Below are 12,866 nucleotides of genomic sequence, written 5' to 3'. Positions count from 1 at the left end.
GGAAGTTCAGGCTAGTATGATTTCGTTGGCAAAGGACTAGGGAAATAAGACTGCACAACTTCATGAAAAACCTCTGCAAGCTCTTTCAATTTGTGGTAAAATAAGAGTAACAGAAATTAGAAAAGGAAACCAATTATGAAATTTCTTGAATTAAACAAAAAGCGTCATGCGACTAAGCATTTCAATGACAAACCGGTGGATCCTAAGGATGTCCGTACAGCTATTGAAATTGCGACCTTGGCACCAAGTGCTCATAATAGTCAGCCTTGGAAGTTTGTAGTAGTGCGTGAGCGAAATGAAGCTTTAGCGGGTATTACCTTTGGCTCCAACCAAGAGCAAATCAAGGAAGCTCCAGTGACAATTGCCCTCTTTACAGATACGGATTTGGCTAAGCGGGCACGCAAGATCGCGCGTGTCGCTGGGGTAAAAAATTTTTCTGATGAGCAGCTGCAATTTTACATGCAAAATTTACCAGCTGAGTTTGCTCGTTATAATGACCAACAAAAGAGTGATTACTTGGCCCTTAATGCAGGTTTGGTGGCTATGAACCTTGTTTTGGCCTTGACTGACCAAGGTATTGGCTCAAATATTATCCTGGGATTTGATAAATCAAAAGTGAACGAAGTTTTGGAGATTGATGAGCGTTTCCGTCCAGAACTCTTGATTACTGTTGGTTATACAGATGACAAGCTAGAACCTAGCTATCGTTTACCAGTTGATGAGATTATCGAAAAGCGTTAATAAAGTAAAAAACAGAAATCGTAATTTAATTCAAAATATTCATTTTAAATCAAAGTAATTTATAGAGGTGAGAAAATGACAATTGATTTTAAAGCAGAAGTTGAAAAACGTAGAGAAGCTCTGTTGGCGGACTTGTTCAGCCTTTTAGAAATTAATTCAGAGCGGGATGATTCTAAGGCAGATAAGGAGCATCCTTTTGGACCTGGTCCTGTAAAGGCCTTGCATAAGTTCTTGGAAATTGCTGAACGTGATGGTTATCCGACTCAAAATGTGGACAATTATGCTGGTCACTTTACTTTTGGTCAAGGAGAAGAAGAACTGGGTATCTTTGCCCATATGGATGTGGTACCTGCTGGAAGTGGTTGGGATACAGACCCTTATACACCGACGATTAAGGATGGCCGTCTCTATGCTCGTGGTTCTAGTGATGACAAGGGACCAACTATGGCATGTTACTACGGTTTGAAAATCATCAAGGAATTGGGCTTGCCTGTTTCTAAGCGCGTGCGCTTTGTAGTGGGGACAGATGAAGAGTCTGGCTGGAAAGATATGGAGTACTACTTTGCTCATGTAGGCCTGCCTGAGCCTGATTTCGGCTTCTCGCCAGACGCTGAGTTCCCGATTATCAATGGTGAAAAAGGAAATATCACAGAGTACCTGCATTTTGCTGGTGAAAATGCAGGCGCAGCACGCCTGCATAGCTTTACTGGCGGTTTGCGGGAAAACATGGTTCCTGAGTCTGGTACAGCTGTCTTGTCAGGTCACTTGCCAAATCTAGTTGATAAATTGGAGCAGTTTGCCAAGGAAAATGGGCTAGACTTTACATATGAAGAACTAGCTGGTGGCCAAGTCACTGTGACCATTATCGGTAAGTCTGCGCACGGTGCTTCTCCTCACTCTGGTGTCAATGGTGCAACCTATTTAGCCAAATTCCTAACGCAGTTTGACTTTGCTGGCCCAGCTAAGGATTATCTAGATGTGGCTGGAAATATTCTCCTAAATGACCATGAGGGTAAGAACTTGAAGATTGCTCATGTGGATGAGAAGATGGGAGCTCTATCAATGAATGCGGGCGTTTTCCGCTTTGACGAAAACAAGGCTGACAATACAATTGCCCTCAATATTCGCTATCCTAAGGGAACTAGTCCAGAAGCCATTCAGAATGTGTTAGAGCAGTTGCCAGTTACCAAAGTGACCTTGTCTGAGCATGGACATACTCCTCACTATGTACCGATGGAAGATCCGTTGGTGCAGACCTTGCTGGCTGTTTATGAAAAACAAACTGGACTGAAGGGTCATGAGCAAGTTATCGGTGGTGGTACCTTTGGACGCCTCTTGAAACGTGGTGTTGCTTATGGCGCGATGTTCCCAGACTATATCGACACTATGCACCAAGCCAATGAATTTATCGATGTTGAAGATCTCTTTCGCGCGGCTGCAATTTATGCTGAAGCCATTTACGAATTGATCAAATAAAATAAGAACTCATTTGGTTATGCCAGGTGAGTTTCTTTTCAAGGGAGGAAATATGATGCAGACAATAGAAGATATTACCAAGGCCATTATAGCTGACCCACAGAATCAAACTTTCACAGAGCAGGGGATCAAACCACTCTTTGCAGCGCCTAAGAATGCTCGGATTAATATTGTTGGCCAGGCACCAGGGCTGAAAACCCAGCAGGCGGGGCTTTACTGGAAGGACAAGAGTGGTGACCGGCTGAGAGAATGGTTGGGTGTTGATGAGGAAACTTTCTATCAGTCTGGATATTTTGCGGTTTTGCCCATGGATTTTTATTTCCCAGGGCATGGCAAGTCTGGAGATTTACCGCCTCGCAAGGGCTTTGCAGACAAATGGCACCAGCCGATTTTAGAGCTCCTACCAGATATTGAGTTGACTATCTTGATTGGCCAGTATGCACAGAAATACTATCTGCATCAAAAAGGTACGGTTAAGCTGAGCGAGACGGTCCAGCATTATCAAGACTACCTGCCAGACTTTTTTCCCTTGGTACACCCATCGCCCCGCAACCAAATTTGGATGGCGAAAAATCCTTGGTTTGAGGCAGAAGTGGTGCCAGAATTGCAAGCATTGGTACAAAAGATTATCCATCAATAAAGGAGGAAAACTATGGATGCTTATCAACAAGTAGCTAACAAGTTGCAAGAGTTGGGGATCCTGTTTGATGTGGTGGAGCATCCACCTGCATTTACGACAGAGCAGGCTGACTCTTATATCGAAGGAATCGAAGGAGTCCGGACTAAGTCTATGTTTTTGGCCAATAAGAAGAAAACTCAATATTATCTGTTGATTATGGATGATCAAAAGAGTCTAGATATGGACTTGTTTAAAGACTTGGTCTCAGCCAACCGCATTCGCATGGCTTCAGCGGATTCTCTCTTTGAAAAAATGCAGCTACCACCAGGAACAGTATCGCCTTTTGGTTTGTTAAATAATGAAGAAAAAGACATTCTAGTTTATTTTGATAAGGACATTGTATCAGAGGATATCATGACTTTCCATCCCAATACCAATGAAAAGACGATTTTTGTCGCAACACAAGATATTTTTAAGTTCTTGACTCATCTGGGCTATGATTATCAAATTTTGGAACTTTGATTTCTGGAAAAGCTGTGGGTTTTCTTGACCGCACAGCTTTTTTGGCTCCAAAAATCATAGAAAGGCCAAGAATTTTTTCAAATAGTAAGAGAAGGCTGGCAATGAAAAAAGCCTGAGTGATATTCAGGCTTTCTTGGATAGATTGAATAGAGTTTTTAGTTGGATGCTTGAGTGCTGGACTCTGTCGTTGTATGCTGGTCTTGGCTTGTCGAACTGCTGTCAGTGGAAGTAGTTGTATGGCTCGTATTCGCTTCTGCACTTGAGGAGCTTGATGATGTTTCGGTCTCAGTAGCAGCAGAAGTTTCTGTTGGAGTCGAGCTAACAGATGTAGACTCTTTTTCTACCTCTTTGATGATGGTAGTAGTTGTTGTCGAGTTGCCTGTATCAGTTTTTGATTTTGAGTCATTGTTGTTCATAAGGTTCATGATGGTAAAGCAAGCAATGACGATTGAAAGAAGACTGGCAATTGTAGCAATAGTCTTTTGTAGGGCAGAAAAGCCAGTTTTAATATGCTGACTAGCTGGTTTTCGATTTGAATTGCTGTTATTTTTTTCTTTGCGAGAATAGTTTTCCATGTAAAAGTCGCTCCTTTTCGTTCTTAATTTATTATACGTCTTTTATTTAGAAAAGTCTTCCAAAAATCTGAATTTTTCAAATGAAAACGTACACAAAAGATAAATAACAACAGCTCTAAAAGGCGGAGAGATAAGCCTCTTAGAGCTGTTGGTTTTATCAAAATGGTAGAGCTATTTTGGTGTCCTTTCAGAGTCAAGGGCAGCTTGGGCTACAGCTAGCCGAGCTGCTGGGACTCGATAAGGGGAGCAGGAGACATAAGTGACTCCTATTTCTTGTAAGAAAGGAATGGAAGCTGGATCACCACCAACTTCGCCACAAACTCCGATGGACAAGGTTGGATCTACTTGGCGAGCTTTTTCAATGGCCAATTTCATCAATTGGCCGACACCTTCCTGGTCAAGGCTTTGGAAGGGATCCTGGGTGAGCAATTTTTTCTCTTTATAATCATTGAGGAATTTTCCGATATCGTCTCTTGAAAAACCAAAAGTCATCTGGGTTAAGTCATTGGTTCCAAAGCTGAAGAAGTCCGCTTCCTGAGCCAACTGATCAGCAATGAAGCAGGCTCTCGGAAGTTCGATCATGGTTCCGATGTCATATGGGAATGGCGGGCATTGATACTTTTTGAAAATCCATTCGATATGCTTGATGAGCAACTCTTTTAGATAGACAAGCTCTGATTTTGTAGCAATCAGCGGAATCATAATTTTAGGATGAACTGGGTTTCCTTCTTGCTGCAGTCGAATCGCGCTGCTAAAGATAGCTTCTATTTGCATCTTATAGATATCTGGCAAGGTAATTCCCAAGCGACAGCCGCGATGGCCTAGCATAGGATTTGTTTCTTGCAATTGCGTGATTTTTCTTTCTAGTTGACTAGCTTTTTTATTGAGCTTTTCAGCCAGCAGGGCAATTTCCAGCTGGTCTTTAGGGAGAAATTCGTGCATAGGAGGATCCAGTAGGCGGACAATCATAGGCTTTTGGCCAACAGTCTGGAACATCTGATAGAAGTCTTCTGCTTGGTAATCAAGGAGATGGGCAAGTGCTTCCCGTCTTTCTATTTCATTTTCGGCCAGAATTAATTTCCTCATTTGCAGGATTCTTTCCTCACCGAAAAACATATGCTCGGTTCGTGCCAGTCCAATGCCTTGCGCTCCAAAGTTAATAGCGGTTTGCAAATCTTGAATCGTTTCAGCATTGGCACGGACTGTAAGTTTAGCTATTTCATCAGCCCAAGTCAGCAAGAGCTGCAGATCCTGATCATTTTCTACAGAGACAGTCGGGATTTGCCCCAGATAGAGAAAACCAGTCCGACCATCTACGGATAGAATATCTCCTTCATTGAGCAAGATATCTCCGCACTGGATGGTCTTACTATCTTCTTGGACCAGCAACTCTCCACATCCTGCGACACAGCAGGTTCCCATCCCTCGGGCGATAACTGCCGCGTGTGAGGTCATTCCACCTTGGCTAGTGACGATTGCTTGGCTGACAATCATTCCTTCTATGTCTTCGGGAGAAGTTTCTTGGCGGACTAGCACAACTTTTTCGCCAGCTTCATGTAGTTCTTTGGCTCGCTTGGCGGTAAAGACAATTTTTCCTGTCGCAGCACCGGGACTGGCCGGCAATCCCTGCGCTAAAATTGTCGCTTGCTGGAGCTTATTTTCATCAAAGACGGGGTGAATCAGCTGATTGATATGAGCAGGGCTAATCCGACGAATGGCCTCGCACTTGTCTATTTTTCCTTCTTCTACTAATTGCAGAGCGATTTTCAAAGCAGCCTTGACTGTTCGCTTACCATTACGGGTTTGCAGGATATAGAGCTTGCCCTTTTCGATTGTAAATTCGATATCCTGCATATCTTTATAGTGATCTTCAAGGATGTGGGCATACTCTTGAAAAGCAGCATAGGCTTCTGGCATCTTTTCTTGCAGATGTTGAATGGGCTCGGGTGTGCGAATACCAGCCACGACATCCTCTCCTTGGGCATTTAAAAGAAATTCGCCAAAGAGGCCCTTTTGACCTGTTGCTGGATTTCGAGTGAAGACGACTCCAGTTCCGCTTTCTTTATCAAAGTTGCCAAAGACCATGACTTGAATATTAACGGCGGTTCCTAAATCTTCTGGAATCTGATTGAGCTTGCGATAGACTTGGGCGCGTGGGTTATTCCAAGAGCGGAAAACGGCTTTGATGGCAGCGAAGAGTTGTTCCTTAGGATTTTGAGGAAAAGTCTGATAATGCTCGCGATACAACTGCTTGTACTGATCAATGAGAGCTTGGTGCTCTTCCAAACTAAAGTCGTTGGCAGTCTTACCAGCATTCTTCTCAAAATAGGAGAGCAACTGATCGAAGTCTTCTTTTGGAATTTGGAAAACGACATCTGCATACATCTGGAGCAGCCTGCGGTAGCAGTTGTAGGCAAAAGCCATATTGGTTTCGGAAGCCAAGGTTTGGGTTCGCAGGTCATTTAATCCTAAGTTTAAAATCGTATCCATCATGCCGGGCATAGAAAACTTGGCACCACTACGCACAGAGACTAGCAGTTGTTCCTCTTCGTTTCCTGAGAAGTATTGGCCGGTTTTTTGCTCCAGTTCAGAAATAGCCTGCAAAACATTCTCTCTTAATGTTTCTTCAAAAAAGGAGGGCTTATTTAAAAAATGCATACAGGCTTCCGTCGTAATGGTGAATCCCGTCGGAACTGGTAATCCTAAATTGGTCATTTCAGCCAGATTGGCCCCTTTACCACCCAAAAGAGCATTTTGCTCGGCTCGTCCTTCCTCAAAGGAATAAATCCATTTCGCCATATCTTACCTCCAAATAGACAAAAATGTGTCATATATATCTGGTTTATATTCTAATATACATCATATATATTTGTCAATGGAAAAAATCGTTATATTTCATTGATATAAGATAAAAATATGATATAATATGACGAAAAAGATGAAAAATAGAGTATTTTATCTCTAAAAAGGAGACATATTGCATTGGAATTATCAGCACGCCAAAAGCAGATTGTTGACATTGTCAAGAAAGAGCAGCCAGTCAGCGGAGAAAAGATTTCAGAACTGATGGAGATTTCTAGAGCAACTTTACGCTCAGACCTGTCCTTTTTGACGCTGGTTGGCATTTTAAAAGCGACGCCAAAGGTTGGCTATACTTATTCAGGAAATGATTTAGAGACTTTATTTTTCTTTGACACTTTTCGCAAGAAAGCGGAAGATATTATGGTTTCTCCCGTTTTGGTGTCTCAAGACACTTTCATCCAGGATGCGGTGATAAGGCTCTTTATGTATGACGCGGATGTTCTTTATGTCATTGATGAAAAGAAGCTACTCTTAGGAATTGTCTCGCGAAAGGATTTGCTACGAGCGGCTTTATCCAGTAGTATCGGAACAACGCCTATTGCAGTTTGTATGACGCGGATGCCTCATCTTAGAACCTGCCATAAGGATATGAATATACTAGAGGTGGCCGCTCTTTTGCAGGATTTTGCCATTGACTCCATGCCGGTGGTAGAGAAAGATAATGAGCGCAAGATTTTAGGAACGGTGACTAAGACAGCCCTGCTAGACTATATCATTCAGGAAGCGCGCCAAGCGGAAGTAAAGAGACAGGAGTAGTGACAATGAAGAAAGAAATTATTGTATATAGCATTTCGGATTCTTTAGGAGGAACCTCGCAGCGACTCTTGTCAGCTGTAAGTGCGCAGTATCCAGATTTGACATTTAATAATAGCTACCGTTTTCCTTTTATAGACAAGGAGCAAGAATTGCTGGAAATTTTGCAAGATGCTTTAAAAGATGATGCCTTAGTCATCAGTACCTTGGTAAATGGAGAATTAGCTAGACTAGCTAGAGAATTTAGCCAAAACCACAAGCTAGCCTACATTGATCTCATGCACCCTTTCTTTGAAATCATAGGAGAAAAGACTGGGATTAGCCCGATTGAGATACCAGGAACCTTGCACCGTTTGGATACGGAATATTTTAATAAAATATCAGCGATTGAGTTTGCAGTAAAGAATGATGATGGAAAATCTCCGCAGGGATTTTTGGAGTCGGATCTAGTTCTACTGGGAGTTTCACGGACTTCAAAAACTCCTCTCAGCATTTTTTTGGCCAATAAGGGCTACAAAGTTTCCAATTTACCTTTGATTCCAGAAGTTCCGCTTCCTCAAGTTTTAGACAAGGTGGACAAGCGTAGGATCATCGGTCTGGTCTGTGAGCCAGAAAAATTAGTCAAAATTCGTAGCAACCGCCTCAATTCGCTGGGGCTGTCCCACTCGACCAGTTACACAGATTTGGAGAAGATTTATCAGGAATTAGACTATTCCAAAGAAGTCTTTAGAAAATATCAGACGGAGGTCATCAATATTACGGATAAATCAATTGAAGAGACAGCTTTCCTAATTGAGGATTATTTAAAAAAATTAGATATGATTGGCGAGGCGCAGTAATCGTCTTCAGGGCCGGTTCCTAAATTTATCAGGTAGGAACTGCGCCCTTTTCTTGTTCCTAGGCTCGTTTCGTGTTACAATAGGAGTATTGATTTTTACTGATAAATACAGAGGAAAAAGATGATTTATTTAGATAATTCAGCGACAACCAAGCCTTATCCAGAGGCGCTGGCCACCTACACAGAAGTGGCTTCTAAAATCTGGGGCAATCCTTCTAGCCTGCATAGTTTGGGCAGCCAGGCTACCCGTCTCTTAGAAGCCTCTCGTCGGCAAATAGCAGAGCTTTTAGGCAAGTCTTCATCGGAGATTTTTTTTACGTCTGGAGGGACAGAAGGGGACAACTGGGTGCTTAAGGGAGTTGCTTTTGAAAAGATTCCTTTTGGCAAACACATTATCGTATCTAACATCGAGCATCCAGCGGTTAAAGAATCAGCCCTCTGGTTGCAGAGTCAGGGATTTGAAGTCGATTTTGCTCCAGTTGATAAGGCAGGTTTTGTTGAGGTAGACAAGCTAGCGGAGCTGATTCGATCAGACACCACTTTGATCTCGATCATGGCTATCAATAATGAAATCGGCAGTATTCAGCCTATCCAGAAAATATCAGAATTGCTAGCAGACAAACCGACTATTTCCTTCCACGTGGACGCTGTCCAGGCCGTTACGAAAATCCCGACTGCTACTTATCTGACGGATCGCGTGGATTTTGCGACATTCTCCAGTCATAAATTTCACGGTGTCCGAGGCGTAGGATTTGTCTATATCAAGTCTGGCAAGAAAATCAGTCCTCTCTTGACTGGTGGTGGCCAGGAGTCGGACAAGCGCTCCACAACAGAAAATTTAGCTGGTATTGCAGCGACGGCTAAGGCTCTGAGGCTGTCTATGGAAAAGCAAGAAGTATTTGCCCAGCGGACGGATCAGATGAAGAAGATTCTCCTTGAAGAGTTGCAGAAGTATCCCGACGTGGTGGTCTTCTCAGGCTTGGAAGATTTTGCGCCTCATATCCTGACCTTTGGTATCAAGGGAGTACGAGGTGAAGTCGTCGTCCATGCATTTGAAGACTACGAGATCTATATCTCGACGACCAGCGCTTGCTCTTCTAAGGCTGGTAAGCCAGCAGGTACGCTGATTGCTATGGGGGTCGAAAAGTCTCTCGCTCAAACTGCTGTTCGTATCAGTTTGGATACTGACAACGATATGAGCCAGATGGAGCAGTTTTTGACAACCTTTAAAATCATTTACGAAAAAACCAGAAAAGTAAGGTAAACAATGCAATATTCAGAAATTATGGTGCGCTACGGTGAGCTCTCAACCAAGGGCAAGAACCGCATGCGCTTTATAAACAAACTCAAACGCAATATTCAAGCTGTTTTGTCAGTCTATCCGCAGGTCCATGTCAAGGCCGACCGTGATCGGACCCATGTCTATCTGCACGGAACAGACTATCAGCCAGTGGCTGAATCGCTCAAGCAGATTTTTGGGATTCAGAATTTTTCGCCGTCTTACAAAATTGAAAAGTCTGTACCAGCCCTAATCGAAGCTGTCAAAATCATCATGAAGGAAGTCTATCAAGAGGGCATGACCTTTAAAATTTCCAGCAAGCGCAGTGATCACAGCTTTGAATTGGATAGCCGCGAGCTCAATCAGACATTGGGGGATGCTGTTTTTGAGGCCATTCCAAATGTTCAGGTCAAGATGAAAGCGCCAGATATTGACCTGCGTGTCGAAATTCGTGAAGAAGCGGCTTATATCTCTTATGAGACGATTCGTGGTGCTGGGGGACTACCAGTCGGCACTTCAGGAAAAGGCATGCTTATGCTGTCTGGTGGGATTGACTCACCGGTGGCTGGCTATCTGGCTCTCAAGCGCGGTGTGGATATCGAGGCGGTTCACTTTGCCAGTCCGCCTTACACCAGTCCAGGTGCGTTGAAAAAAGCTCAAGATCTGACGCGGAAATTGACCAAGTTTGGTGGCAATATCCAGTTTATCGAAGTGCCTTTTACTGAGATTCAGGAGGAAATCAAGGCCAAGGCTCCAGAAGCATATCTGATGACACTGACTCGTCGCTTTATGATGCGCATTACAGACCGGATTCGAGAGGAGCGGGGCGGTCAAGTCATTATCAATGGAGAAAGTCTAGGTCAGGTGGCCAGTCAAACTATCGAGAGTATGCAGGCTATTAATGCCGTGACCAATACACCGGTTATCCGTCCTGTCGTGACGATGGACAAGCTGGAAATCATTGAGATTGCAGAAAAAATCGATACTTTCCAAATCTCTATCCAGCCATTTGAAGACTGCTGTACTATTTTTGCGCCTGACCGGCCTAAAACCAATCCAAAAATCAAGAATGCCGAGCAGTACGAAGCTCGTCTAGATGTTGAAGGCTTGGTAGAACGCGCTGTTGCAGGCATCATGATTACAGAAATCAGACCACAAGCAGAGAATGATGAAGTTGATGAGCTGATTGAGGACTTATTATAAGAGTTTACGGAGTATCTTTCTGCTAAAAGAATCTGGAAGCTATTTCCATTGATGCTGAAGATAAAAGGGGATATTTATGAACGAGTGGGATTATTTCTTGAGTGGGCTCATGCGAGCATTGTCTTGGAAAGATGGACAAGATAATGCTTTGCTGTTTGGAATGCCCAGTTGGACTTATTTTATTGGTCTCTTGGTTCATTTCCAGATTTTCCTAAGCTTGTATGCTCTCTTATTTTGGGGATATCATAAAGATATTAAGGAAGCTGGCTCTGTCAAGAAGGCCATGAGAAATAAATGGAATACCATACGTCAAAGCCAAAAAAGTAAGGGCAGAGCTATTTTTGTCACAATAATTGGCGTTCTTCTTATGTTTTTTATCTTTCCTGCTTATGAAGGCTATCGAATGACCAATGGTATTTGGCGCTATCATTATTTTACTAATCAGATAACCGAGCTAAAATCGGCTTTAGTGACTGGTGTTGATACCGAGACCGGAGGAAGTAAGTCTACCTATTCTCGTATTACCTTTACTATTAACGTTGATGGAAAAGAGCGAGAGGTCAATGTTTCAGATAGTAATAAAAGTCTTGCCAGATCAGCTAAAAAACATTTGAAGCCTCCGATAGCTATTGAGGTTTATGTCAATCAAGAAGGGCAGATTGTATATTTTAAATAAATGGAAGTACAGAATGAGGATATTTAGTGGAAAATCCGTTTTCATTAAATGAAATTACTTGCAAAAGGTTAGTAGAAGTGCTATACTAAGAATGTTGACTATGCACGGCCTGTGCAACCGCTCGAACATCGTTGCCCACATAGTGAGTATAAAGTGGTTCGTCCCACGATGCTAGGCGAGTCTTCACAAAAATACGGGGAAACCCCAATAAATCATAGGAGGTGCATAATGAGCACATACGCAATCATTAAAACTGGCGGAAAACAAGTTAAAGTTGAAGTTGGTCAAGCTATCTACGTTGAAAAATTGGATGTTGAAGCTGGTCAAGAAGTGACTTTTAACGAAGTTGTTCTTGTTGGTGGTGATAAAACTGTTGTCGGAACTCCACTTGTTTCTGGAGCTACTGTAGTTGGAACTGTTGAAAAACAAGGAAAACAAAAGAAAGTCGTTACTTTCAAGTACAAACCTAAAAAAGGTAGCCACCGCAAACAAGGTCACCGTCAACCTTACACTAAAGTTGTCATCAACGCAATCAACGCTTAATTTACAGGAGAACACATGATACAGGCAGTCTTTGAGAAAGCCGAAGATGGCGAGCTGAGGAGTGCGGAAATTACTGGACACGCAGGAAGTGGCGAATACGGCTTTGATGTCGTGTGTGCATCGGTTTCTACGCTTGCCATAAATTTCATCAATTCAATTGAAAAATTTGCAGGCTATGAACCAATCCTAGAATTAAACGAAGAAGAAGGCGGATATTTACGAGTAGAAATCCCTATGGATATTCCGCCGCATCAGAGAGAAATGACTCAGCTTTTCTTTGAATCATTTTTCTTGGGAATGGCAAACTTATCGGAGAACTCTTCTGAGTTCGTCCAAACCAGAGTTATCACAGAAAACTAACACGGAGGAAAAACACTATGTTAAAAATGAATCTTGCAAGCTTGCAACTTTTCGCCCACAAAAAAGGTGGAGGTTCAACGTCAAACGGACGTGATTCACAAGCAAAACGTCTTGGAGCTAAAGCAGCTGACGGACAAACAGTAACTGGAGGATCTATCCTTTACCGTCAACGTGGTACACACATCTACCCAGGTGTTAACGTTGGCCGCGGTGGAGACGATACATTGTTCGCGAAAGTTGAAGGCGTAGTACGCTTTGAACGTAAAGGTCGCGATAAGAAACAAGTATCAGTTTACCCAATTGCGAAATAATTCATTATTGATAAAAATCCCTGTCTCAAGATCGGGATTTTTATTTTTGGTAAAAATTGAAATCGTTTCCTTGACATTTTCTCTTCTTAGTGTTTTAATATACCCTAT

14 protein-coding genes and 1 other annotated feature are annotated in these 12,866 nt (G+C 42.7%); of the genes, 12 read left to right on the top strand and 2 right to left on the bottom strand.

The genetic code is table 11. The features are described 5' to 3' along the window. Nucleotides 1–135: 135 nt before the first annotated feature. From A0765_RS06265 to A0765_RS06250, 4 genes are all read left to right on the top strand, one after another. The gene (locus A0765_RS06265) at nucleotides 136–741 is read left to right on the top strand and encodes a nitroreductase family protein (RefSeq protein ID WP_048763166.1); all 606 of its coding nucleotides are present in this window, start codon (nucleotides 136–138) and stop codon (nucleotides 739–741) included. A 75-nt stretch (nucleotides 742–816) separates the two neighbouring features. Beyond that, nucleotides 817–2,217 (top strand): dipeptidase PepV, encoded by a 1,401-nt coding sequence (gene pepV / locus A0765_RS06260; RefSeq protein ID WP_062005358.1) that lies wholly within the window; start codon nucleotides 817–819, stop codon nucleotides 2,215–2,217. 55 nt (nucleotides 2,218–2,272) lie between these two features. Further along, nucleotides 2,273–2,857, top strand: coding sequence for a uracil-DNA glycosylase family protein (locus A0765_RS06255; RefSeq protein ID WP_062005397.1), 585 nt, complete (start codon nucleotides 2,273–2,275; stop codon nucleotides 2,855–2,857). Nucleotides 2,858–2,869: 12 nt separating this feature from the next. After that, on the top strand, nucleotides 2,870–3,358 hold the full coding sequence (locus A0765_RS06250; protein WP_048763161.1) for a prolyl-tRNA synthetase associated domain-containing protein: 489 nt from the start codon (nucleotides 2,870–2,872) through the stop codon (nucleotides 3,356–3,358). Between the two features lie 155 nt (nucleotides 3,359–3,513). On the opposite strand, the gene A0765_RS06245 is transcribed toward A0765_RS06250, so the two are convergent. After that, nucleotides 3,514–3,933, bottom strand: coding sequence for a DUF6556 family protein (locus A0765_RS06245; RefSeq protein ID WP_062005356.1), 420 nt, complete (start codon nucleotides 3,931–3,933; stop codon nucleotides 3,514–3,516). Between the two features lie 171 nt (nucleotides 3,934–4,104). After that, complete coding sequence (ppdK, locus tag A0765_RS06240) at nucleotides 4,105–6,732, bottom strand: pyruvate, phosphate dikinase (protein WP_062005354.1); 2,628 nt, start codon at nucleotides 6,730–6,732, stop codon at nucleotides 4,105–4,107. 183 nt (nucleotides 6,733–6,915) lie between these two features. Here ppdK and A0765_RS06235 point away from each other — a divergent pair, with 183 nt between their 5' ends. The 8 genes from A0765_RS06235 to rpmA all read left to right on the top strand — a co-directional run bounded on the left by A0765_RS06235 (nucleotide 6,916) and on the right by rpmA (nucleotide 12,758). After that, nucleotides 6,916–7,551, top strand: coding sequence for a CBS domain-containing protein (locus tag A0765_RS06235; RefSeq protein ID WP_048763156.1), 636 nt, complete (start codon nucleotides 6,916–6,918; stop codon nucleotides 7,549–7,551). A gap of 5 nt (nucleotides 7,552–7,556) precedes the next feature. Further along, a complete protein-coding gene (locus A0765_RS06230) occupies nucleotides 7,557–8,387 on the top strand; it encodes a pyruvate, water dikinase regulatory protein (protein ID WP_062005352.1) in 831 nt (276 codons plus the stop codon). A gap of 120 nt (nucleotides 8,388–8,507) precedes the next feature. Beyond that, the gene (locus A0765_RS06225) at nucleotides 8,508–9,650 is read left to right on the top strand and encodes a cysteine desulfurase family protein (RefSeq protein ID WP_062005350.1); all 1,143 of its coding nucleotides are present in this window, start codon (nucleotides 8,508–8,510) and stop codon (nucleotides 9,648–9,650) included. 3 nt (nucleotides 9,651–9,653) lie between these two features. Then, nucleotides 9,654–10,868 (top strand): tRNA uracil 4-sulfurtransferase ThiI, encoded by a 1,215-nt coding sequence (thiI, locus tag A0765_RS06220; protein ID WP_062005348.1) that lies wholly within the window; start codon nucleotides 9,654–9,656, stop codon nucleotides 10,866–10,868. A 76-nt stretch (nucleotides 10,869–10,944) separates the two neighbouring features. After that, nucleotides 10,945–11,544: a hypothetical protein gene (locus tag A0765_RS06215; RefSeq protein WP_062005346.1), complete on the top strand. Its 600-nt coding sequence runs from the start codon at nucleotides 10,945–10,947 to the stop codon at nucleotides 11,542–11,544. A gap of 105 nt (nucleotides 11,545–11,649) precedes the next feature. Then, nucleotides 11,650–11,737, top strand: a sequence feature (ribosomal protein L21 leader region). Nucleotides 11,738–11,772: 35 nt separating this feature from the next. Continuing rightward, the gene (rplU, locus tag A0765_RS06210; protein WP_005591928.1) at nucleotides 11,773–12,087 is read left to right on the top strand and encodes a 50S ribosomal protein L21; all 315 of its coding nucleotides are present in this window, start codon (nucleotides 11,773–11,775) and stop codon (nucleotides 12,085–12,087) included. 15 nt (nucleotides 12,088–12,102) lie between these two features. Beyond that, nucleotides 12,103–12,447 carry a ribosomal-processing cysteine protease Prp gene (locus tag A0765_RS06205; protein ID WP_005590407.1) on the top strand — a complete coding sequence of 115 codons (345 nt, stop codon included), beginning with the start codon at nucleotides 12,103–12,105 and terminating at the stop codon, nucleotides 12,445–12,447. 17 nt (nucleotides 12,448–12,464) lie between these two features. Continuing rightward, entirely contained in the window at nucleotides 12,465–12,758 is a 294-nt protein-coding gene (rpmA, locus tag A0765_RS06200) for a 50S ribosomal protein L27 (protein WP_005590406.1), read from the top strand. The last annotated feature ends 108 nt before the right edge of the window (nucleotides 12,759–12,866 follow it).

Source organism: Streptococcus cristatus (genome assembly GCF_001588905.1).
In the GTDB taxonomy this organism is placed as follows: Bacteria; Bacillota; Bacilli; order Lactobacillales; family Streptococcaceae; genus Streptococcus; species Streptococcus cristatus_N.
This window is presented reverse-complemented; position numbering and strand designations above follow the sequence as displayed.

Bases quoted from the DNA above. Each gene is read 5' to 3' on its own strand.
- rplU (WP_005591928.1), top strand. From the start codon at position 11,773: ATGAGCACATACGCAATCATTAAAACTGGCGGAAAACAAGTTAAAGTT.
- pepV (WP_062005358.1), top strand. From the start codon at position 817: ATGACAATTGATTTTAAAGCAGAAGTTGAAAAACGTAGAGAAGCTCTG.
- A0765_RS06255 (WP_062005397.1), top strand. From the start codon at position 2,273: ATGCAGACAATAGAAGATATTACCAAGGCCATTATAGCTGACCCACAG.
- ppdK (WP_062005354.1), bottom strand. From the start codon at position 6,732: ATGGCGAAATGGATTTATTCCTTTGAGGAAGGACGAGCCGAGCAAAAT.
- A0765_RS06265 (WP_048763166.1), top strand. From the start codon at position 136: ATGAAATTTCTTGAATTAAACAAAAAGCGTCATGCGACTAAGCATTTC.
- A0765_RS06225 (WP_062005350.1), top strand. From the start codon at position 8,508: ATGATTTATTTAGATAATTCAGCGACAACCAAGCCTTATCCAGAGGCG.
- A0765_RS06215 (WP_062005346.1), top strand. From the start codon at position 10,945: ATGAACGAGTGGGATTATTTCTTGAGTGGGCTCATGCGAGCATTGTCT.
- thiI (WP_062005348.1), top strand. From the start codon at position 9,654: ATGCAATATTCAGAAATTATGGTGCGCTACGGTGAGCTCTCAACCAAG.
- A0765_RS06205 (WP_005590407.1), top strand. From the start codon at position 12,103: ATGATACAGGCAGTCTTTGAGAAAGCCGAAGATGGCGAGCTGAGGAGT.
- rpmA (WP_005590406.1), top strand. From the start codon at position 12,465: ATGTTAAAAATGAATCTTGCAAGCTTGCAACTTTTCGCCCACAAAAAA.
- A0765_RS06245 (WP_062005356.1), bottom strand. From the start codon at position 3,933: ATGGAAAACTATTCTCGCAAAGAAAAAAATAACAGCAATTCAAATCGA.
- A0765_RS06250 (WP_048763161.1), top strand. From the start codon at position 2,870: ATGGATGCTTATCAACAAGTAGCTAACAAGTTGCAAGAGTTGGGGATC.
- A0765_RS06230 (WP_062005352.1), top strand. From the start codon at position 7,557: ATGAAGAAAGAAATTATTGTATATAGCATTTCGGATTCTTTAGGAGGA.